This is a genomic window from Kineococcus rugosus (assembly GCF_050871975.1).
In the GTDB taxonomy this organism is placed as follows: Bacteria; Actinomycetota; Actinomycetes; order Actinomycetales; family Kineococcaceae; genus Kineococcus.
The window spans coordinates 1-19645 of the sequence record NZ_JBJLSJ010000007.1; the positions used below are offsets into that span (position 1 = coordinate 1).

The window sequence follows — 19645 nt, forward strand, 5'->3', positions numbered from 1 at the left end:
TCTTAACCCTAAAATTTAACTCGCTGTCGGGGGTGGAACGCGCCACGCGCGGCCCGGGGCCGGGGCCCCGCGCGCGGGCGGCCCCCGGCCGGGACCCCCCCTCGCGGGTGGTGCGCCTCAGGATCAGGCGCTGGTGGCCTCGCCCGTCAGGTTGCGGGTGAGGGCGGGGTCCACCGGGATGCCCGGGCCCATCGTCGTCGTGATGGTCGCCTTGCGCAGGTAGCGGCCCTTGGAGGAGGACGGCTTCAGGCGCAGCACCTCGTCGAGGGCGGCGGAGTAGTTCTCGACGAGCTGGGTGTCGTCGAAGGACGCCTTGCCGATGATGAAGTGCAGGTTGGCGTGCTTGTCGGTGCGGAACTCGATCTTCCCGCCCTTGATCTCCGACACGGCCTTGGCGACGTCCATGGTCACGGTGCCGGTCTTCGGGTTCGGCATCAGGCCGCGGGGGCCCAGCACCTTGCCCAGACGACCGACCTTGCCCATGAGGTCGGGCGTGGCGACGGCGGCGTCGAAGTCGAGGCGGCCCTTGGCCACCTCGTCGATGAGCTCGTCGCCACCGACGATGTCGGCGCCGGCGGCCTCGGCCTGCGCGGCGCGGTCACCGACGGCGAAGACCAGCACGCGGGCGGTCTTGCCGGTGCCGTGCGGCAGGTTGACGGTGCCGCGGACCATCTGGTCGGCCTTGCGGGGGTCGACGCCGAGGCGGAACGCGACCTCGACGGTCGCGTCGTACTTCACGGTCGACGTCTCGCGGGCCAGCTTGACGGCGTCCAGCGGGGCGTACAGCTCGTCGGCGTCGATCTTCTCGACGGCTGCGCGGTAGGCCTTGCTGCGCTTCACTTCAGCTCCTCAGGGGTGGAGTTCGTGGTCGGACGGGCCGCGCGGGCCCTGCCACTGGGTTGACCGGCCGAGCGGGTGCTCAGTCGGAGACGGTGATGCCCATGGAGCGGGCGGTGCCGGCGATGATGCGCGCGGCCATGTCGACGTCCTTGGCGTTGAGGTCCTGGAGCTTCTGCTCCGCGATCTCGCGCACCTGGGCGCTGGTCAGGTTGGCGACCTTCTTCACGTGGGGCTCGCCGGAGCCCTTCTCCACGCCGGCGGCCTTCTTGATCAGCTCGGCGGCCGGCGGGGTCTTGGTGATGAAGGTGAAGGAGCGGTCCTCGTAGACCGTGATCTCGACCGGGATGACGTTGCCGCGCTGGGCCTCGGTCTGGGCGTTGTACGCCTTGCAGAACTCCATGATGTTCACGCCGTGCTGACCGAGCGCGGGACCGATCGGCGGCGCGGGCGTCGCCTGGCCGGCCTTGATCTGGAGCTTGATGAGCCCGGCGACCTTCTTCTTGGGGGGCATGAGCGATCCCTTCCTCGGGTGCGTGAACGGCCCTTCGGTGCCCGCGGTTCGGGCGACGAGTGGTTGGAGGCCGTCGTCCAGTCTACGGGGTCCGCGGCGCGGCGCCGACACCGGCGGCGCCCCGGACGCACCGGACCCCCCGGCCCGTCGTGGGCCGGGGGGTCCGGTGGAGCGGCGACGACCTCAGATCTTGGCGACCTGGTTGAAGTTCAGCTCGACCGGGGTCTCGCGGCCGAAGATCGAGACGAGCACCGTGAGCTTCTGGCGGTCCGCGGAGATCTCCGAGATCGTCGCGGGGAGCGTCTCGAAGGGGCCCTCCATGACCGTGACCGACTCGCCGACCTCGAAGTCCACGACCCGCGTCGGGGCCGCGGTCGCGGTGCCGCCGCTGCTGGCCGCGGCCTTCTCGCCGGCCTGCGGCTTGGCGGTCAGGGCGGGGGCCAGCATCGAGAAGATCTCGTCGTGCGACAGCGGCACGGGCTGGTGGGTGTTGCCCACGAAGCCGGTGACGCCCGGGGTGTGCCGGACCGCGCCCCACGACTCGTCGGTCAGGTCCATGCGGACGAGGACGTAGCCGGGGATGCGGACGCGGCGCACGTTCTTGCGCTGGCCGTTCTTGACCTCGACGACCTCCTCCATGGGCACCTCGACCTGGAAGATGTAGTCCTCCATGTTGAGGGAGGTCATGCGGGTCTCGAGGTTCGTCTTCACGCGGTTCTCGTACCCCGCGTAGGAGTGGATGACGAACCACTCGCCGGGAGCGCGACGCAGCTTCTTGCGGAACTCCTCGGCCTCGTCGAGGTCACCCTCACCGGTGTCGAGGGCCTCGTCGCCGGCCTCGCCGGCCTCGACGGCCACGGCGTCGTCGAGCAGCGCGTCGTCGGCGGCCCCGCCGGACACGGCGTCGTCACCGGCCCCGGCGTCCTCCGGCTCGGCCCCGGGGGCGTCCAGCGCCTCGCCGACGGGCACGTCGGAGGTGTCAGCAGCCTGCTCGTCGGCAGCCTCGGCGTCCGCCTCGACGTCGTCGCGGACGTCCTCGGCGTCGTAGGACTGGGTCGCGTCGAACTGCTCGTCCGACTTGTCGTCGTCCGAGGGACCCCACTGCTCCGACACGTGCTGACCTGCTTCCTTCGGGATACGGGACTCGCGCGCACCCGGCAGGTGCGCACCGGCGCTCGTCAGGACCCGAACACCAGCAGGATGAGCTTGCCGATGCCGTAGTCCAGCAAGGAGACGAAGAGCATCATCACCACGACGAACACCAGGACCACGCCGGTGTAGCTCAGCAGGTCGCGCCGGCTCGGCCAGACGACCTTGCGCAGCTCCTCGACGACCTGGCGCAGGAACAGGAGCAGCCCCGTGCGCTTCTTGGCCTCGGCGGGCTCCGCCGTGGCCTTCGTCGTCTGGCTCACCTCGGGCTTCCCCGCTTCCGTGTGCTCGCCTTCTGCGGACGCGGCCGGGAGACCCGGCTCGCGGTGGTGCTCGCAGGGCAGGAGGGACTCGAACCCACAACCGCCGGTTTTGGAGACCGGTGCGCTACCAATTGCGCCACTGCCCTTCAGCGGAGCCGGGCCACCAGGGCGCCTCTCCACCGTTTTCACGCACGGCGGTACGGGGACCGCCGCGACCACCATAGGTGACGCAGGGCCCGGGAGTCGAACCAGTCGACCGCAGGGGGGTGGAAGGATGACCTTCGTGACCGCGCAGACGAGTCCCCAGCCCGCCGCCCGCCCCCGCGTCTCCGCCCGCGTCGCCGGGATCGCCGAGTCCGCGACGCTCGCGGTGGACGCCAAGGCCAAGGCCCTGAAGGCCGCGGGCCGGCCGGTCATCGGGTTCGGCGCCGGCGAGCCGGACTTCCCGACGCCGCAGGCCGTCGTCGACGCCGCCGTCGCCGCCTGCCAGGACCCCGCGAACCACCGCTACACCCCCGCCGGCGGACTGCCCGCCCTCAAGGAGGCCATCGCGGCGAAGACGCTGCGCGACAGCGGGTACGAGGTCTCCCCCGGCCAGGTGCTGGTGACCAACGGCGGCAAGCAGGCCGTCTACGAGGCGTTCGCCGCGATCCTCGACCCGGGCGACGAGCTGCTGCTGCCGGCGCCGTACTGGACCACCTACCCCGAGGCGGCCCGCCTGGCCGGCGGGGTGGCCGTGGAGGTCTTCGCCGGGCTGGAGCAGGGCTACAAGGTGACCGTCGAGCAGCTCGAGGCCGCCCGCACCCCGCGGACCAAGGCCCTGCTGTTCAACTCCCCCTCCAACCCCACCGGGGCCGTCTACTCCCCCGAGGAGGTCCGGGCGGTCGGGCGGTGGGCGCTGGAGCACGGCGTCTGGGTCGTCACCGACGAGATCTACGAGCACCTCGTCTACGACGGCGTGCGCGCCGCCTCCATCGTCGTGGAGGTGCCCGAGCTCGCCGACACCACCATCGTCCTCAACGGGGTCGCCAAGACGTACGCGATGACCGGCTGGCGGGTGGGCTGGATGATCGCCCCGGCCGACGTGGTCAAGGGCGCCGCCAACCTGCAGTCGCACCTGACGTCCAACGTCGCCAACGTGTCCCAGCGCGCCGCGCTGCAGGCGCTGACCGGTGACCTCACCGCCGTGGCGGCGATGCGCGAGGCCTTCGACCGGCGCCGCCGCACGATGGTCTCGATGCTGGACGCGATCGAGGGCGTGTCCTGCCCGCTGCCGCAGGGCGCCTTCTACGCCTACCCCAGCGTCGAGGGGCTCATCGGCCGCTCGCTGCGCGGGCGCCGGATCGACTCCTCGGCGACGCTGGCCGAACTGGTCCTCACCGAGGCCGAGGTCGCCGTGGTCCCGGGCGAGGCGTTCGGCCCCAGCGGCTTCCTGCGGCTGTCCTACGCCCTGGCCGACGACGACCTCGTCACCGGCGTCGAGCGCGTCCAGCGCCTGCTGGCCGAGGTGGAGTAGCGCGTACGCCGCCCGGTGGACGGCCGCGCCCGGCACGCGGTGGTGCCGGGGAGCGCCGGCCGGGCGGCAGGCTCGACCGGTGCCCGCTCCCCCGCCCGGACGTGACCGCCGGACCCGGCCGGGCGGCACCATGGGGGACGTGTCGACACCCCGGGAGCGCTGGTCGCCCGGTGCCGCCGCGCACACCCGTTCCTGGTGGGTGCGCAGCGTCCCGGGCTGGCACGCGGCCTTCGCCCTGTTCATCGTCATCGCCGCGGCGCTGCTCGTCGTCTCCGACAGCCCCGGGCGCGGGTGGGCGGCGCTCGCGCTGGCGGGGGTGACGGCGGCGTACGCGGCGCTGGCCGTCCGGTCGGTGCCCGGCCGCGGCTGGCGCCCCCGGGCCTACCTCGCCGTGCTCGTGGCGGGCCTGGCCGTCGCCCTCGTCGGCGAGCCGCGGCTCAACTTCCTGCTCTTCATCGCGTTCCCGCAGACCTGGGTCTTCACCCGCACCCGCCGCGAGGGGACGGCCTGGACGGTCGCCACCGCCGGAGCGGGGCTCGTGGGCATGGGCCTGGCCCACGGCGACGCGGCCCGGACGGTGGACGTGGCCGTCTCGATGCTCGTCTCGGTGGCCTTCACGTGCGCGCTGGGGTTCTGGATCTCCCAGGTCGTCGAGCAGAGCGAGGTGCGGGCCGAGCTCATCGGCGAGCTGGAGAGCACCCGCGCCGAACTGGCTGCGGCGCACCACGAGTCCGGGGTCGCGACCGAGCGCGCGCGGCTGGCCGCCGACATCCACGACACCCTGGCGCAGGGCTTCACCGGCATCGTGCTGCTGGCGCAGTCGGCGGCGGCGTCGGCCCCCGACGAGGCCACCCGGCGCCGGCTGGGGGTCATCGAGGAGGCCGCCCGCGCCGGGCTGGCCGAGGCGCGGACCCTGGTCGCGGCGATGAGCCCGGTGGGGCTGGAGGACGCGGGCACGCTGGGCGAGGCCCTGCAGCGGCTGGCCGAGCGCGTCTCGCGGGAGAGCGGGGTGCGGGTCGAGGTGGTCCTCGCCGACCACGACCCGCTGGCCCTGCCGAAGGCGCAGCAGGTGGTCCTGCTGCGGGCGGCGCAGGAGGCGCTGGGCAACGTCCGCAAGCACGCCGGGGCGCGCAGCGCGCAGGTCGTGCTGACCAGCGCCGACGGCAGCGCGACGCTCGAGGTCCGCGACGACGGGGTCGGCATCCGGGCCGCGGACGTGGAGACGGCCACCGGGTTCGGCCTGGCGGGGATGCGGCGGCGGGTCGAGGAGGCGGGCGGGGTGTTCGAGGTGGTCGGGGAGCCCGGCAGCGGCACGCGGCTGCGCATCGCGGTGCCGGCGCTCGCGGCCGGGGAGGCGTCGTGACGCGGGTGGTGGTGGTCGACGACCACCCGGTGGTGCGCGGGGGCCTGGAGGCGCTGCTGGCCACGGCGGGCGACCTGGAGGTCGTGGGGTCGGCCGGGGACGGCCGCGAGGCGCTGGAGCTGGTCGCGCGGCTGCTGCCGGACGTCGTGCTGATGGACCTGCGGATGCCGGGGGTGGACGGGGCGAGCGCCACCGAGCGGATCCGGCGCGAGCACCCGTCGGTGCACGTGCTGGTGCTGACGACGTACGAGACGGACGCCGACATCGTGCGGGCCGTGGAGGCCGGGGCGACGGGGTACCTGCTCAAGGACACCCCGCTGGCGCAGCTGGCGGACTCGGTGCGGGCGGCCGCGCGCGGGGAGACGGTGCTGGCCCCACCGGTCGCGGCGCGCCTGATGGCCCGGCTGCGGGCGCCGGCGCAGGAGTCGCTGACCCCCCGCGAGCTGGAGGTGCTGGGGGCGGTGTCCCGGGGGTCGACCAACGCGGAGATCGGCCGGGAGCTGTTCATCGGGGAGGCGACCGTCAAGACCCACCTGCTGCGCGCCTTCGCGAAGCTGGGGGTCGACGACCGGACGCACGCGGTGACGGTGGCGATCCGGCGCGGTCTGCTCCCCCCACCGGTCTGAGCGCCGCGGCGGTGATCCCGAGACGGGGACTCGACGTGCTGGCAGACTCACGGAGCGTGACACGCGCGGTCGAGACCCTGCCGAAGGCCCACCTGCACCTGCACTTCACGGGGTCGATGCGACCCAGCACCCTCCTCGACCTCGCCGACCGGCACGGCACCCGGCTGCCGGCCACCCTGAGCTCCCAGGCGATGATCACCCTCTCGCCGGACGAGCGGGGCTGGTTCCGCTTCCAGCGGCTGTACGACGCGGCCCGCGCGTGCGTGCGCACGGCCGACGACATGCGCCGGATCGTGCTCGAGGCCGCGGCCGACGACGCGGCCGAGGGGTCGCGGTGGCTGGAGCTGCAGGTCGACCCCACGAGCTACGCCGTCCACGTCGGCGGCCTCACCCCCGCCCTGGAGATCGTCCTGGACGCCGCGCGGGAGGCCACCGCGCTGACGGGGACGTCGGTCGCGGTCGTCGTGGCGGCCAGCCGCACCCGGCACCCGCTGGACGCGCGGACGCTGGCCCGGCTGGCCGCGCGCTACGCCGGGCAGGGCCCCGGCACCGTCGTGGGGTTCGGCCTGTCCAACGACGAGCGGCGCGGGGACACGGCCGAGTTCGCGGGGGCCTTCGACATCGCCCGCGCCGCGGGGCTGGCCTGCGTCCCGCACTCGGGGGAACTGCTGGGGCCGGCGCACGTCGAGGCGACCCTGGCGGCGCTGCGGCCCGACCGCCTCGGCCACGGCGTGCGCAGCGGCGAGGACCCCGCCGTCCTGGAGCGGGTCGTGCAGGCCGGGGTGGCCCTGGAGGTGTGCCCGACGAGCAACGTCTCCCTCGGCGTCTACCCCGAGCTGGAGCGCGTCCCGTTGCGGCAGCTGGTGTCCGCGGGCGCGACCGTGGCGCTGGGCGCGGACGACCCGCTGCTGTTCGGGCCCCGGCTGGCGGCGCAGTACCGCAGCGCGCGCGAGGACCACGGGTTCGACGACGCCGGGCTGGCCGGGCTGGCGAAGGCGTCGATCAGCGCCTCCCGGGCGCCGGCCGACCTCAAGCGGCGGTGGCACGCGGAGGTGGACGACTGGCTGACCGGGAAGGGTGAGGACGTCGCGCAACGGACGACGGACCACCTCACCGTGTGATTGACTCAATGAGTTGACTCATTGACTCGCGGAGGTCCCCCGTGGCTGTTCCCCTGCTCGTCCTGGCCCCCGTGGCCTTCGCCCTGGCCGGTCTGCTGGCCGCGCTGGTGCTCGCCCGCGGGGACGTCCACCCCCGGGCGCTGCCCCTGCCGGTGGCCGCGGCGCGAGCGCGGGGCCTGCGGTGGTCGGCCGGCGCCGTCGCGGCCGGGCTGCTCGTCGGGGCGGCGCTGGTGGCGACCGGCGTCGAGCTCGCCGCCCCGGGCCTGGTCCTCGCCGCCGTCCCGGCCGCCGCGGCCGGGCACGCCGCGGTCGCGCTGCACGGCGAGCTCAGCTGGCCCCGCCCCACCGGCCGAGTCCGGGGCGCGGGGCTCACCGCGCGCTCGGTGCGGCACAGCACCCCGCCCGTCCTGACCGTCGCCGCGCTCCTGGGGACGTCCGTGGTCCTGCTCACCTGCACCGGCGGCCTGGTGGTGACCGACGGCTGGACGAGCACCTACCTGTGGACCACCCCGAACTCCAGCTCCAGCGCCGACCCCTTCCCCGGCGCGGCCGTCGCGGTGCCGGTGCTGATCGCGACCGCGCTGTGCGTCGCGGCGACCTGCGCCGTCCTCGGGCGCATCCCGGGGAGGCCTGCGGTCCCCTGCGCCGACCCGGCCGTCGACGCCGCCCTGCGCCGGGCGGCCGGGCACCGGGTGCTGCGGATCACGGCCTCGGCCCTGCTCGGCACGGCCGGGGTGCTCGTCGTGCTGTGGCACCACGCCGTCGGGCTGTACGGCACGCGCTACGACGCCACCGGCACCCCGTCCCCCGGGCCGTTCGCCGGGCTGGAGAGCGCCACGGTGACCACCGGGTTCGTGCTCGTCCTGCTGGGGCTGGTCGTGCTCGCCGTCCCGGCCCGCGGCCTACGCGCCCCTGCGGAGGCGGTGCTCGCGTGAGCGGACTGCGCCTGCTGGTCGACACGCACTCCGCCGTCCCCGCCTACGAGCAGATCCGCGAGCAGGTCACCGTCCTGGTCACCACCGGCGCCCTGCGCCAGGGCGACCGGCTGCCCGCGGCGCGGGCGCTCGCCGCCGACCTCGGCCTGGCCGTCGGCACCGTCCAGCGCGCCTACCGCGAGCTCGAGCTCGCCGGGACGGTCGCCTCGCGGCGGCGCACCGGGACCGTCGTGACGGCCGGGGTCAGCGTGGAGGAGGACGTCCGGTGGGCGGCGGAGGGGTTCGTCGAACGGGCGCTGTCGTCCGGGCTCAGCCCCGACCAGGCCCTCGACGTCGTCCGCGCGGCGCTGGTCAGCGTGGGGCGCAGCCGGACCTAGAGGGAGGCGCCGACCAGCACCGGCTCGTTGACCAGCCGCACGCCGAACCGCTGCTCCACGCCGTCGGCGACCGTGCGGGCCAGGGCCAGCAGGTCCTCGGCGGTCGCCGACCCCCGGTTGGTCAGCGCCAGCGTGTGCTTCGTCGACAGCGTCGCCGGACCGGGGGCGCCGAAGCCCTTGCCGAAGCCGGCCCGGTCGATGAGCCAGGCGGCGGAGGTCTTCACCCGCCCCTCCCCCGCCGGGAAGCGGGGCGCGTCCGCCGGCAGCCGGTCGGCGGCGTCCGCCGTCAGGACCGGGTTGGTGAAGAACGAGCCCGCGCTCCACGTGTCGTGGTCGCTGCGGTCGGCCGGGTCCCACACCATCCCCTTGCCGGCGCGCAGCTCCAGGACGGCCTCGCGCACGGCGCGCGCCGGGGCCACCTGCCCCACCTCGACGCCGAGGCGCCGGGCCAGCTCCGGGTAGCGCACCGGCGCGGGCCGCATCGGGAACTGGAACGTCACGTCCAGCACCACGTAGCGGCTCTCGGCGTGCGACCCGGCCAGCGCGACGCGGGACCGCTTGAGCAGCGACGTGCGGTACCCGAAGCCCAGCTCGGCCGCCGCGAACGTCCGCTGCCGCCGCTCCGCGCGGTCCCAGGTGCGGACGGTCTCGACGGTCTGCGCGACCTCCTGGCCGTAGGCGCCGACGTTCTGCACCGGCGTCGCGCCGACGCTGCCGGGGATGCCGGACAGCGCCTCGATCCCACCCCAGCCGCGCTCGACGGCCGTCGCGACCAGGTCGTCGAAGCGGTGCCCGGCCGCGACGGTCACGACCCCGCCGCCGCAGGCGTCCTGGGAGGCGACGGAGAACCCCCGCGTCGCGACGTGCACGACGGTCCCGGGGAAGCCGTCGTCGGCGACCAGCAGGTTCGAGCCGCCGGCCACCAGCAGCAGGGGCTCGCCCGCGGCGTCGGCGGCGGCGACGGCCTCGACCAGCTCGGTCTCCGTCGCGGCCTCGACGAGGCGGCGGGCGGGGCCCCCGACGTGCAGGGTGGTCAGGTCAGCCAGGGAGGTCACGAGGACAGCTTGCCGTCCGCCGCCCGGTTCCCCGCACCGAGGGCCACCCCGTCGCGGTGCGGCCTCGCCGAGCCGGCGACCACCAGGGCGAGCGCGGCCAGGACCGCGGCCGCGGTCACCGCGTCGAGGACGCCGACGCGGTCGGCCAGGAAACCCAGCAGCGGGGGGCCGGCCAGGAAGGCGGCGTAGCCGACGGAGGACACGACGCTGACCCGGACGGCGGCGTTGACCTCCTCGTCGGCGGCGGCCGTCATGCCCAGCGGGAAGCCGAGGGCGGCCCCCACCCCCCACAGCGCGGCGCCGACCACGGCCAGCGGGACGCCGGGGGCGTGCACGAAGAGCAGGATCCCGGCCACGGCCAGGCCCGCGCACAGCCGCAGCGCCAGGACGCGCGGCACGCGGGCCAGGACGACCGGCCCGGCGAGGCGGCCCAGCGTCATGGCGGTGACGAAGACGGCGAACCCGGCGACGCCGACCTCGTGGGCGACGTCGTGGCCGTCCACGAGGCCCTCGGCCAGCCAGTCGTTGGCGGTGCCCTCGACGAACGCCATCCCCAGGACCATGACGCCGATGAGCAGGGTCCGCGGCTCGGTCCAGGCCCGCCGCAGCGAGATGCCCGCCGGCGCGTCCTCCTCCGGGGCGGCGTCGGGCAGGAAGGAGCGGACCAGCACCGCGGCGCCGGCGAGGGCCAGGACGGCGGTGGCGCCCAGCTGCACCCAGGTGGGCAGCCCGGCGCGCACGAGCAGGACGGCGAGCCCGGCCGCGACGACGGTGCCGAAGCTGTAGCCGGCGTGGAAGCGGGACATGATCGCCCGGTCCAGGCGCCGCTCGACGACGGTGCCCTCGACGTTCATCGCGACGTCCCAGCTGGCCGTGCCCGCGCCCTGCACGAACAGCCCGACCGCGGCCAGCGGCAGGCTGTGCAGCCCGTCGACGGCGAGGGCGGCCAGCGCCATCCCGGCCGCGACGGCGCCGGCGCCGGCCAGCACGGTGCGGGCGCGGCCGATGCGCAGCACCACGGCCCCGGCCAGCGGCATCGTCAGGACCGAGCCGAGGGACAGCGCGAGCAGGAGCAGGCTGAGGCGGCCCGCGCTGAGGTCCAGGGTGTCGCGCACCGAGGGGATGCGCGAGGCCCAGGACGCGAAGGCGAAGCCGTTGAGGACGAAGGCCGCGTAGACGGCCGTCCTCGCGCGCGACGCGGCGGGCGAGGCCGCGCTCACGGCAGCTTGACGACCGCTCGCGCGCGGGTGAGGACCTTGGTGCCGCCGCTGGTGACGGTGAGGTCGACCTCGACGGTGCCGGCGGCGTCGTCGCGGGCGACGACGGTGCCGGTGACGTCGACGACGGCGTTCTCACCGGCGGGCACGACGACGGGTGCGGTGAACTTCGTGCCGTACGACAGGACCCGGGTGGGGTCGCCCGCCCAGTCGGCGACGACGGTCCCGGCCAGCCCCATCGTCAGCATCCCGTGGGCGATGACGTCGGGCAGGCCGACCGAGCGCGCGGTGGCCTCGTCGAGGTGGATGGGGTTGCGGTCCCCGGAGGCCTCGGCGTAGGTGCGCAGGTCCTCGCGGGACAGCTCGTACCGGGCGGTGGGCAGCTCGGTGCCGACCTCGACGCTCACGCTTCCTCCGGGGCCCGCACCACGAGCATCGACGTGACGGTCGTCACGGGGGTGCCGTCGGTGAGGGCGAGCTCGGTGCGGGTGGTGACCATGGCGTTGCCGCGCACGACGCGCACGCGGTCGACGTGGACCTCGGCGGTCAGCTCGTCCCCGGCCACGATCGGGCGGTGGTGGGTGAACTGCTCCTCGCCGTGCACGACGCGGGTGAAGTCGATCCCGGCGGCGGGGTCGGAGACGAACTGCGCCTCCGCGGCCTGGGCGAGGGTCACGGCGAAGGTTGGCGGGGCGACGACGTCGGCGTGCCCGAGCTCGCGGGCCGCGGCGGTGTCGTGGTGGCTGGGGTGGGCCGCCCGCACGGCCCGGGCGAAGGCCCGGACCGCGTCGGCGGTCACCGTGGTCGTACCGGTCGGGGGGTAGACGCGACCCGCGAAGGACTCGTCCACGTTGACGGTCGTCACGGCGGTGCGTTCTCCCTCGGCGGGACGGAGGGTCAGCGGGTCTCGCGGTGCGTGGTCTTCTTGCCGCAGCGCGGGCAGAACTTCGCCAGGTCGAGACGGTCGGGGTCGTTCCGACGGTTCTTCTTGGTGATGTAGTTCCGCTCCTTGCACTCGGTGCAAGCCATGGTGATCTTCGGGCGGACGTCGGTGCTCTTGGCCACGGCCGGGTGCCTCTTCCTCAGTGTCGTGAAACGCGGGCGGTCGAGTGCGCCGCCGATCTGCCTTCCAGGGTACGCGACGAGCGCGCAACGCCCGAACGTGCGACGAGCGGCCACCCGGGGAGGGCGACCGCTCGGGGCTGTCGTGCGCTGTAGCGAGGGCCGGACTTGAACCGGCGACACAGCGATTATGAGCCGCTTGCTCTACCAACTGAGCTACCCCGCCGTGCGTCCGGCGGAGGCCGCCGGCTGCGAGCCCCGATCGAGGATTGAACTCGAGACCTCTTCCTTACCAAGGAAGTGCTCTACCACTGAGCTATCGGGGCGTTGCGTCGTGCACTGCCGCGTGCGCGGTCTGTGATGACCTTACACGCCACGACCCGGTGCTCGGGACGAGCACCGGGTCGCGACTCGCGACGTGGCGGGTGATGGATTCGAACCAACGTAGGCTACGCCGGCGGATTTACAATCCGCTCCCTTTGGCCGCTCGGGCAACCCGCCAGTGCCACCAGCGAGCTGGCGACGGTGAGACGATAGCAAGCCCGGGGCGGTTCACGGAAACCGACCCCGGCAGCCCCAGCCCGGACCACCTCAGGAGGACCCCCACCGTGCCCAGCGACTCGTCGTTCGACGTCGTCAGCAAGGTCGACCGCCAGGAGGTCGACAACGCGCTCAACCAGGCCGCGAAGGAGATCGCCCAGCGCTACGACTTCAAGGGCGTCGGCGCCGACGTCAGGTGGAGCGGGGAGTCGATCGTCATGGTCGCCAACTCCGAGGACCGCGTGAACGCCGTCCTCGACGTGCTGCAGACCAAGCTGGTCAAGCGCGGCGTCTCCCTGAAGGTGCTCGACCTGTCCGACCCGGTCGCCTCCGGCAAGGAGTACCGGATCACCGCCGGCCTCAAGGAGGGCCTGGCCCAGGACGTCGCGAAGAAGATCGGGAAGATCATCCGCGACGAGGGCCCCAAGGGCGTCAAGACGCAGATCACCGGGGACGAGATGCGCGTCACCTCCAAGAGCCGCGACGAGCTGCAGGAGGTCATCGCGCTGCTCAAGGGCGCCGACCTCGACGTCGCGCTCCAGTTCGTCAACTACCGCTGACGTGCCGGACCTGGACCGCCGCGCGCTCCTGGGGCTGGCGCTGACCGGCGGCGTCCTCGCCGGCTGCTCCGGCGGGGAGCCCGAGCCCGCCGCCACGACCGCGACCACCACCGCGACGCCCACGGCGACGGCCACGGCGACGGCCACCGGCGCGCCGGACGCCGAGACCGACCCGAGCTTCGTGCCCAGCGGCCTGAGCTCCACGCAGCGGACCGTCTACCGCTACGGGGACCACTACCGGCAGGTCAGCGACCTGTGGCTGCCCACCGGCGAGCGGCGGGACGCGTTCGTCGTCGTCGTGCACGGCGGCGGCTGGGAGGCCGGCTACGACCGCCGCGACATCAACGACCTCGTCGGCGACCTCGTCACCCGCGGGTACCCGACCCTGAACGTCGACTACCGCGGGTTCGGCGACGGCGGGGGGTGGCCCACGACGTTCACGGACACGGCCACCGCGGTCGACCTCGCCGCCGTCGCCGCGACGCAGTTCTCGCTCCCGCTGGAGCGGGTCTGCCTCGTGGGGCACTCCGCCGGCGGGCACCTGGCGATGTGGGCCGCCTCGCGGGGCACGCTGCCGTCCGGCGCCCCCGGGGCCGACCCGAAGGTCGAACCGGCGCTGGCGGCGTCGCTGTCGGGGGTGCTGCACCCCTCGGTCGCCTACGGCGAGGACGCCAACGTCGTGGGCCTGTTCGGCGGGTCCCCCGCGGAGGTGGACGACCGGTTCGCCCTGGGCGACCCGTCCCGCCGGGCGCCGTACGGCATCCCGCTGTGGGCCGGGGCGGGCACCGCCGACGAGGTGGTCCCCTACTCCCAGACGCAGTTCTTCGTCGACGCCGTCACCGCGGCCGGCGACACCGTCGAGGAGCAGCTCGTCGACGGCGCGGACCACGTCGCGGGCAAGGACCCGGGCGGGCCGATCGTGCCGCTGTTCCGGGCCTGGCTGGAGCAGCGGCTGGCCTGAGGGCCCGGGCCGACCGGTCCAGCCCGGGTCGGCGCCGGGTCAGCGCCGGTACCCGGCCAGGGCCTCCAGGCGGGCGATGCGCTCGGCCATGGGCGGGTGGGTGGAGAAGAGCTTCGCCACCCCCTGCCCGCGGAACGGGTTCGCGATCATCATGTGGCTGGAGTTCACCAGCTCGCGCTCGGGCGGCAGCGGCAGCTGGCGGGTGCCCAGCTCCAGCTTGCGCAGCGCCGAGGCCAGCGCGAGCGGGTCGCCCGTCAGCTTCGCGCCGTCCTCGTCGGCGTCGTACTCGCGGGTGCGGGAGATGGCGAGCTGGATGACGGTCGCGGCCAGCGGGGCCATGAGCGAGAGCAGCAGCACCGCCAGCGGGTTGGGCCGGTCCTCGTCGCGGCCGCCGCCGAGCATCGACCCGAAGAACAGCCCGAACTGGGCGACGGACGTGATGACGCCCGCGAGCGCCCCCGCGACCGAGCTGGTGAGGATGTCGCGGTTGTAGACGTGCATGAGCTCGTGGCCCAGGACCCCGCGCAGCTCGCGCTCGTCGAGCAGCTGCAGGATGCCCTCGGTGCAGCAGACGGCGGCGTTCTCGGGGTTGCGGCCGGTGGCGAAGGCGTTGGGCGCCATGGTGGGCGAGACGTACAGCTGCGGCATCGGCTGGCGGGCGGCGGTCGACAGGTCCCGGACGATGCGGTGCATCGCGGGCTGCTCGGCCTCCGAGACGGGGCGCGCGCGCATGGCCCGCAGGGCGAGGGTCGCGGAGTTCCAGTACCCGTAGGCCGAGGTGCCGATCCCGACGAGCAGGAAGACGAGCAGGATCACCGGCGCGTCGAAGGAGGAGGCGAGCAGACCGCCGATGAGCAGCAGCACCGCCCAGATCGCGCCGAACAGCACGGCCGTCTTCAAGCCGTTGTGGTGCCGGTGCATCCGGTCCCTTCCCCCGTGCCGACGTTCTCGCAGGCAGAACGCCGCAGGCGGCCCGCGCGTTCCGGTGCGGCGCCCCGGGAAGGGCAGTTGCGTCACGAGGCCGGACTGTGAGTGACTTCCCAGCACGTCGGGTGTCCGGCGGACGACACCTGACGGGGGTTCACGGTGAACACGGGCACCGCCGAGCGACGGGCCGGGACGCTGCTGTCCCTGGCCACCGCGCTGGCCGCCACCGACAGCGTCGAGGACGTGGCGCTCGCCGTGCGGGACGTGCTGGGCAAGGACCTCGGGGCGGCGTTCACGTCGGTGTCGATGATCGACGGGCCGTGGCTGACGACCCCCGCCCTCGGCCAGCTCGACGACCACACCGAGCACGGGTGGCTGCGGCTGCCCCTGGACCTCGACAGCCCCGCGCACCGCGTCGCCCGCTCCGGGCAGCCGCTGCGGTTCACCTCCCCCGAGGAGCTGGCCGCCGCCTACCCGGGCACGGCGAGGGCGTTGCAGCGCACCGGGTTGCGCTGCGGCGTGGTGCTGCCGCTGCTCATCTCCGGCGGCTTCCGCATCGGGGCGCTGACCATCGCCTGGGACGCCGACCGCGCCTTCGACCCGGACGAGGCCGTGCTCACGACGGCGGTCGCCGACGCCACCGCGCAGGCCGCGCGCCGCGCCCAGCTGTACCGCGAGCGCCGCGACGTCGCGCACACGCTGCAGGCCGCGATGCTGCCCGAGCTGCCGGTGCTGCCCGGGCTGGAGATCGCCAGCCGCTACCTGCCGTGGTCGACGACGGACGAGCAGGTCGGCGGGGACTGGTACGACGCCATCTCGCTGCCCGACGGCGGCGTCCTGCTGCTCATCGGGGACGTCGCCGGCCACGACACGGAGGCGGCGGCGCGGATGGGCCGGGTGCGCTCGATGTTCCGCGCCCTGGCCGTCGACCACCCCGAGGAGCACCCGGCGGCGCTGGTCAGCCGCCTCGACCACGTGCTGGACGTCCTGGGCGACCAGACCCTGGCCACCATGGCGGTCGTGCGGCTCGACGCCCCCGGACCGGACCGGCGGGTGCGGTGGACGACGGCGGGCCACCCGCCGCCGGTGCTGGTGGACGCCCGCGGCCGCTCCACGGTGCTGCAGGAGGAACCGGACCTGCCCCTGGGCGTGCTCCCGGACCGGCCCCGGCACGACCACTGCCGCCCCTGGCCGCCCGGGGGGACGCTGGTGCTGTACACCGACGGCCTGGTGGAGCGCCGCGGCCGGGACGTGGGCGCCGGCATCCTCGTCCTGCGCGCCGGGCTGGAACGGACCCACACCGAGCCGCTGGAGACGCTGCTGGGGGAACTGGTCACCGAGCACGTCGCCAACAGCGAGGACGACTGCGCGGTGCTGGCCGTGCGGGACGTGTCCTGAGCCCGCGCGCCGGGGTGCCCCGCGGCGCGCGGACCGTGCCCTAGGCCTGCTCGCGGCGGGCGCGCAGCTGCGCGGTGAGCGCGGGCAGCACCTCGCCGAGGTCGCCCACGATCCCGTAGTCGGCGAACTCGAAGATCGGGGCGTCGGGGTCGTTGTTGATGGCGACGACGACCTCGGAGGCCGCCATCCCGCCCTTGTGGTGCACGGCGCCGGAGACGCCCGCGCCGACGTACAGCCGCGGGGAGACGGTCACGCCCGTCTGCCCGACCTGCGCCTCGTGCCCGATCCACCCCTCGTCGGTCGCGACGCGGGTGGCGCCCACGGCCGCGCCGAGGACGTCGGCGAGCTCCTCGACGGCGCTGAAGTCGCCCTCCACGCCGCGGCCGCCGACGACGACGACCTCGGCCTCGGCCAGGGCCGGGCGGTCCGAGCGGGGGCGCGGGGACCGGGAGACGACGGTGACCGCGCGGGCGGCGGCCGACGCCTGCACGGAGTGCTCCACGACGCGCGCCTCGGCGGCCACCGCGAGCGGGGCGGCCTGCACGGCGTGCGGGGACAGCGCGACGACGGCCAGCGGCCCGGTCACGGCGCAGGTGGTGTCCCAGGACCCGGCCAGGACGGTCTTGCGGGCGCTCCAGCGCCCGTCGGTGAGCTCCACGGCGCGGGCCCCGGTGACGACGCCGGCCCCGGTGCGCACCGCGAGCCGCGCCGCGACCTCCTTGCCCTCGAAGGTGGAGGCGACCAGCAGCAGCGACACGTCGCCGACCGCGGTCAGGACGGTCTGCACCCCGTCGACCACGGAGGTGGTGAGCTGCTCGTCGGCGCCGGTCACGGTGACCCGGTGCAGGACGTCGGCGCCGTGCGCGGCGACGACCCCGGTCTGCGGGTCGTCGCCGATCCAGACGGCGTGCACCTCCTGCCCCAGGCCGCGGGCGGCCGTGAGCAGCTCCAGGGAGGTGCTGCGGACGGAGCCGTCGGTGTGGTCGACCAGGACTGCGATGGTCACGCGAAACCCTTCTGCGACAGGTAGTCCACCAGCGCCGGGACCGTCTCGGCGTCGCCGGTGACGAGCACCCGGCCGGTGCGCTCGGGGTGCTCGGCGGCCTCCACGACGCGGGTGGTGGACCCGTCCGGGCCCACCGCGGCGGGGTCGAGGCCGAGGTCGGCCAGCGACCAGGTGGTCACCGGCTTCTTGCGGGCGGCCATGATCCCCTTGAAGTTCGGGAAGCGGGGGCGGAAGGCCTGGTCGGTCACCGACAGCACCGCCGGGGCGGGCGCGGTGAGCTCCTCGACGTGGGTGGAGGTCTCCCGGCGGACGCTCACCACGCCGTCGGCGACGCTGACGCGGTCGACCAGGGTGAGCTGGGGCCAGCCCAGCACCTCGGCCAGCGCGGCGGGCACCAGGGACGTCAGCCCGTCCAGGCCGGCCATCCCCGCGACCACCAGGTCGACGGGCTGCTCGGCGTGCAGCTTCGCGACGGCCGCCGCCAGCACCCGGGCGGTGGCGATCGCGTCGGACCCGGCGACGGCCTCGTCGGTGACGTGCACGGCGGTCGAGGCGCCCATCGCCAGCCCGCGCCGCAGGGCCTCCACGGCGGGGGCCGGGCCCACGGTCAGGACGGTGACGTCGTGCCCCTCGCCGGGGAACCCGGCAGCCTCGGCGGTGCGCAGACCGGCCTCGAGGGCGTCCTCGTCGAGCTCGTTGAGGGTGTCGTCGTCCCCGCCGCGGACCAGCCGCCCGTCCTCGCCGAGGGACCGCGGGGACTGCAGGTCGGGGACGTGCTTGACGCAGACGACGACGCGCACGTCAGGCGATCCCGCGCGAGGCCTTGATCATGTCCTCGCGGGACACGACCTTGACGCGCTCGCGGCCGTGCGGCTCGCCCAGCGCCCGCTCGAACGCGTCCAGGCTCTCCCAGTCGGTCCAGGTCAGGACGTCGACGCCCTTGCCGCCCAGGAAGTCCAGGACGGCCTGCGGGTCCGGCTCGGCCGCGCGGGGCAGCTGCGCGGCGTCGGAGACCAGGTGCCTGATCGTCTCGGAGGCGTCGGACTTGGTGTGCCCGATGAGCCCGACCGGGCCGCGTTTGATCCAGCCGGTGACGTAGACGCCCGCGACGGTGTCGCCGCCCGGTTCCAGGACGCGGCCCTCGTGGTTGGACACGACGCCCTTGAGCTCGTCGAACGGCAGCCCCTCCAGCGGGGACCCGAAGTACCCCACCGCGCGGTAGACGGCCTGGACGTCCCAGTGGTGGACGTCGCCGGTGCCCTCGACCGTGCCGTCGCCCACGAGGCGGGTGCGCTCGGTGCGCAGGCCCGTGACGTGCCCGTCGGCGCCGACGACGATCTCGGCCGGGGCGTGCAGGAAGTGCAGGTGGATGCGGCGCGAGGCCGTCGACTCCCCCTCCTTCAGCGTCCAGTCCGTCAGCGTCTTGACGACCTGCCGGGTCTGGTTGGACGCCGCGATGGCCTGCTCGCTGCCCTCGTCGAACTCGAAGTCCTCCGGGTCGACGAGGACGTCGACGTCGCGGACGTGGCCGAGCTCGCGCAGCTCCAGCGGCGAGAACTTCACCTGCGCCGGGCCGCGGCGGGCGAAGACGTGCACGTCGGTGACCTTGGAGGACTTCAGGCCCTCGTAGACGTTGTCCGGGATCTCGGTGGGCAGCAGGTCGTCGGCGTGCTTGGCCAGGACCCGGGCCACGTCGAGGGCGACGTTGCCGGCGCCGAGGACGGCCACGCTGGCGGCGTCCAGCGGCCACTCGCGCGGGTAGTCGGGGTGCCCGTCGTACCAGGAGACGAAGTCGGCGGCGCCGAAGCTCTCCGGGGCGTCGACGCCGGGGATCGTGAGCGGGGCGTCGCGGATCGCGCCGGTGGAGAAGACGACGGCGTCGTAGAAGCGCTGCAGGTCCTGCAGGCCCACGTCGGTGCCGAAGTCGACGTTCGTCAGGAGCCGGATGTCCCCGCGGCCCAGGACCTTCTGCAGGGCCACGATGATCTGCTTGATGCGGGGGTGGTCGGGGGCGACGCCGTAGCGGACCAGGCCGAACGGCGCGGGCAGCCGCTCCACGAGGTCGATGCTCACCCCGTCGAAGCCGGACGCCGACAGGTCGGCCTTGGAGAGGATGTCCGAGGCGTAGATCCCGGCCGGTCCGGCTCCCACGACGGCGACGCGCAGCGGACGGTTCGAATCGGTCACAGCTCTCGGTGTCCCTATCGCTCGAGGAATC

General features: G+C 74.6%; 22 protein-coding genes and 4 tRNA genes. 9 read left to right on the top strand and 17 right to left on the bottom strand.

Annotated elements, in window-relative coordinates; all coding sequences use genetic code 11:
- Positions 1 to 123: 123 nt before the first annotated feature.
- The 5 genes from rplA to ACRYM6_RS05105 form a co-directional block, all read right to left on the bottom strand.
- Positions 124 to 840 carry a 50S ribosomal protein L1 gene (gene rplA / locus ACRYM6_RS05085; protein ID WP_432541622.1) on the bottom strand — a complete coding sequence of 239 codons (717 nt, stop codon included), beginning with the start codon at positions 838 to 840 and terminating at the stop codon, positions 124 to 126.
- Between the two features lie 79 nt (positions 841 to 919).
- Positions 920 to 1351 (bottom strand): 50S ribosomal protein L11, encoded by a 432-nt coding sequence (gene rplK / locus ACRYM6_RS05090; RefSeq protein WP_432510257.1) that lies wholly within the window; start codon positions 1349 to 1351, stop codon positions 920 to 922.
- Between the two features lie 183 nt (positions 1352 to 1534).
- Positions 1535 to 2464 (bottom strand): transcription termination/antitermination protein NusG, encoded by a 930-nt coding sequence (gene nusG, locus ACRYM6_RS05095; RefSeq protein WP_432541623.1) that lies wholly within the window; start codon positions 2462 to 2464, stop codon positions 1535 to 1537.
- A 65-nt stretch (positions 2465 to 2529) separates the two neighbouring features.
- Positions 2530 to 2763 (bottom strand): preprotein translocase subunit SecE, encoded by a 234-nt coding sequence (gene secE, locus ACRYM6_RS05100; RefSeq protein ID WP_432510259.1) that lies wholly within the window; start codon positions 2761 to 2763, stop codon positions 2530 to 2532.
- A 73-nt stretch (positions 2764 to 2836) separates the two neighbouring features.
- A tRNA-Trp gene (locus ACRYM6_RS05105) sits at positions 2837 to 2909 on the bottom strand.
- A gap of 128 nt (positions 2910 to 3037) precedes the next feature.
- Here ACRYM6_RS05105 and ACRYM6_RS05110 point away from each other — a divergent pair.
- The 6 genes from ACRYM6_RS05110 to ACRYM6_RS05135 all read left to right on the top strand — a co-directional run bounded on the left by ACRYM6_RS05110 (position 3038) and on the right by ACRYM6_RS05135 (position 8701).
- Positions 3038 to 4279 carry a pyridoxal phosphate-dependent aminotransferase gene (locus ACRYM6_RS05110; RefSeq protein WP_432541624.1) on the top strand — a complete coding sequence of 414 codons (1242 nt, stop codon included), beginning with the start codon at positions 3038 to 3040 and terminating at the stop codon, positions 4277 to 4279.
- Between the two features lie 139 nt (positions 4280 to 4418).
- Positions 4419 to 5642 carry a sensor histidine kinase gene (locus ACRYM6_RS05115; protein WP_432541625.1) on the top strand — a complete coding sequence of 408 codons (1224 nt, stop codon included), beginning with the start codon at positions 4419 to 4421 and terminating at the stop codon, positions 5640 to 5642.
- On the top strand, positions 5639 to 6268 hold the full coding sequence (locus ACRYM6_RS05120; RefSeq protein ID WP_432541626.1) for a response regulator: 630 nt from the start codon (positions 5639 to 5641) through the stop codon (positions 6266 to 6268). Before ACRYM6_RS05115 ends, ACRYM6_RS05120 begins: the two co-directional genes overlap by 4 nt.
- A 56-nt stretch (positions 6269 to 6324) precedes the next feature.
- The gene (locus tag ACRYM6_RS05125) at positions 6325 to 7389 is read left to right on the top strand and encodes an adenosine deaminase (protein WP_432541627.1); all 1065 of its coding nucleotides are present in this window, start codon (positions 6325 to 6327) and stop codon (positions 7387 to 7389) included.
- 41 nt (positions 7390 to 7430) lie between these two features.
- Positions 7431 to 8324, top strand: a complete 894-nt coding sequence (locus ACRYM6_RS05130) for a hypothetical protein (RefSeq protein ID WP_432541628.1) — start codon at positions 7431 to 7433, stop codon at positions 8322 to 8324.
- Positions 8321 to 8701 (top strand): GntR family transcriptional regulator, encoded by a 381-nt coding sequence (locus ACRYM6_RS05135; protein WP_432541629.1) that lies wholly within the window; start codon positions 8321 to 8323, stop codon positions 8699 to 8701. The genes ACRYM6_RS05130 and ACRYM6_RS05135 overlap by 4 nt, the downstream gene beginning before the upstream one ends.
- On the opposite strand, the gene ACRYM6_RS05140 is transcribed toward ACRYM6_RS05135, so the two are convergent.
- The 8 genes from ACRYM6_RS05140 to ACRYM6_RS05175 all read right to left on the bottom strand — a co-directional run bounded on the left by ACRYM6_RS05140 (position 8698) and on the right by ACRYM6_RS05175 (position 12536).
- Positions 8698 to 9756, bottom strand: coding sequence for a UDP-N-acetylmuramate dehydrogenase (locus ACRYM6_RS05140; RefSeq protein ID WP_432541630.1), 1059 nt, complete (start codon positions 9754 to 9756; stop codon positions 8698 to 8700). The genes ACRYM6_RS05135 and ACRYM6_RS05140 overlap by 4 nt on opposite strands.
- On the bottom strand, positions 9753 to 10976 hold the full coding sequence (locus ACRYM6_RS05145) for an MFS transporter (protein ID WP_432541632.1): 1224 nt from the start codon (positions 10974 to 10976) through the stop codon (positions 9753 to 9755). Before ACRYM6_RS05145 ends, ACRYM6_RS05140 begins: the two co-directional genes overlap by 4 nt.
- A complete protein-coding gene (locus tag ACRYM6_RS05150; protein ID WP_432541633.1) occupies positions 10973 to 11380 on the bottom strand; it encodes a MaoC/PaaZ C-terminal domain-containing protein in 408 nt (135 codons plus the stop codon). Before ACRYM6_RS05150 ends, ACRYM6_RS05145 begins: the two co-directional genes overlap by 4 nt.
- Complete coding sequence (locus ACRYM6_RS05155) at positions 11377 to 11838, bottom strand: FAS1-like dehydratase domain-containing protein (protein WP_432541634.1); 462 nt, start codon at positions 11836 to 11838, stop codon at positions 11377 to 11379. The genes ACRYM6_RS05150 and ACRYM6_RS05155 overlap by 4 nt, the downstream gene beginning before the upstream one ends.
- Positions 11839 to 11870: 32 nt before the next feature.
- On the bottom strand, positions 11871 to 12038 hold the full coding sequence (rpmG, locus tag ACRYM6_RS05160) for a 50S ribosomal protein L33 (RefSeq protein ID WP_106209674.1): 168 nt from the start codon (positions 12036 to 12038) through the stop codon (positions 11871 to 11873).
- A gap of 150 nt (positions 12039 to 12188) precedes the next feature.
- Positions 12189 to 12261, bottom strand: a tRNA-Met gene (locus ACRYM6_RS05165).
- 28 nt (positions 12262 to 12289) lie between these two features.
- Positions 12290 to 12361 (bottom strand) — tRNA-Thr (locus ACRYM6_RS05170).
- Between the two features lie 93 nt (positions 12362 to 12454).
- Positions 12455 to 12536, bottom strand: a tRNA-Tyr gene (locus ACRYM6_RS05175).
- 107 nt (positions 12537 to 12643) lie between these two features.
- Here ACRYM6_RS05175 and ACRYM6_RS05180 point away from each other — a divergent pair.
- On the top strand, positions 12644 to 13135 hold the full coding sequence (locus ACRYM6_RS05180) for a YajQ family cyclic di-GMP-binding protein (RefSeq protein ID WP_432541635.1): 492 nt from the start codon (positions 12644 to 12646) through the stop codon (positions 13133 to 13135).
- Between the two features lies 1 nt (position 13136).
- On the top strand, positions 13137 to 14096 hold the full coding sequence (locus tag ACRYM6_RS05185; protein WP_432541637.1) for an alpha/beta hydrolase family protein: 960 nt from the start codon (positions 13137 to 13139) through the stop codon (positions 14094 to 14096).
- Between the two features lie 39 nt (positions 14097 to 14135).
- Here ACRYM6_RS05185 and htpX read toward each other — a convergent pair whose 3' ends face one another.
- A complete protein-coding gene (htpX, locus tag ACRYM6_RS05190) occupies positions 14136 to 15017 on the bottom strand; it encodes a zinc metalloprotease HtpX (RefSeq protein ID WP_432541638.1) in 882 nt (293 codons plus the stop codon).
- A 165-nt stretch (positions 15018 to 15182) separates the two neighbouring features.
- On the opposite strand from htpX, the gene ACRYM6_RS05195 reads away from it, so the two are divergent.
- Positions 15183 to 16421 carry a PP2C family protein-serine/threonine phosphatase gene (locus ACRYM6_RS05195; protein ID WP_432541639.1) on the top strand — a complete coding sequence of 413 codons (1239 nt, stop codon included), beginning with the start codon at positions 15183 to 15185 and terminating at the stop codon, positions 16419 to 16421.
- A gap of 40 nt (positions 16422 to 16461) precedes the next feature.
- On the opposite strand, the gene ACRYM6_RS05200 is transcribed toward ACRYM6_RS05195, so the two are convergent.
- From ACRYM6_RS05200 to ACRYM6_RS05210, 3 genes are read right to left on the bottom strand one after another with little or no spacing between them, the layout of a single operon-like run.
- Positions 16462 to 17427: an electron transfer flavoprotein subunit alpha/FixB family protein gene (locus ACRYM6_RS05200; protein WP_432541640.1), complete on the bottom strand. Its 966-nt coding sequence runs from the start codon at positions 17425 to 17427 to the stop codon at positions 16462 to 16464.
- Complete coding sequence (locus ACRYM6_RS05205; RefSeq protein WP_432541641.1) at positions 17424 to 18227, bottom strand: electron transfer flavoprotein subunit beta/FixA family protein; 804 nt, start codon at positions 18225 to 18227, stop codon at positions 17424 to 17426. The genes ACRYM6_RS05200 and ACRYM6_RS05205 overlap by 4 nt, the downstream gene beginning before the upstream one ends.
- Before the next feature lies 1 nt (position 18228).
- Positions 18229 to 19614 (bottom strand): FAD-dependent oxidoreductase, encoded by a 1386-nt coding sequence (locus tag ACRYM6_RS05210; RefSeq protein ID WP_432541642.1) that lies wholly within the window; start codon positions 19612 to 19614, stop codon positions 18229 to 18231.
- Positions 19615 to 19645 lie beyond the last annotated feature (31 nt).

Excerpts from the sequence above, each read along its gene's own strand:
- ACRYM6_RS05110 (WP_432541624.1), top strand. The coding sequence starts at position 3,038 with ATGACCTTCGTGACCGCGCAGACGAGTCCCCAGCCCGCCGCCCGCCCC.
- rplK (WP_432510257.1), bottom strand. The coding sequence starts at position 1,351 with ATGCCCCCCAAGAAGAAGGTCGCCGGGCTCATCAAGCTCCAGATCAAG.
- htpX (WP_432541638.1), bottom strand. The coding sequence starts at position 15,017 with ATGCACCGGCACCACAACGGCTTGAAGACGGCCGTGCTGTTCGGCGCG.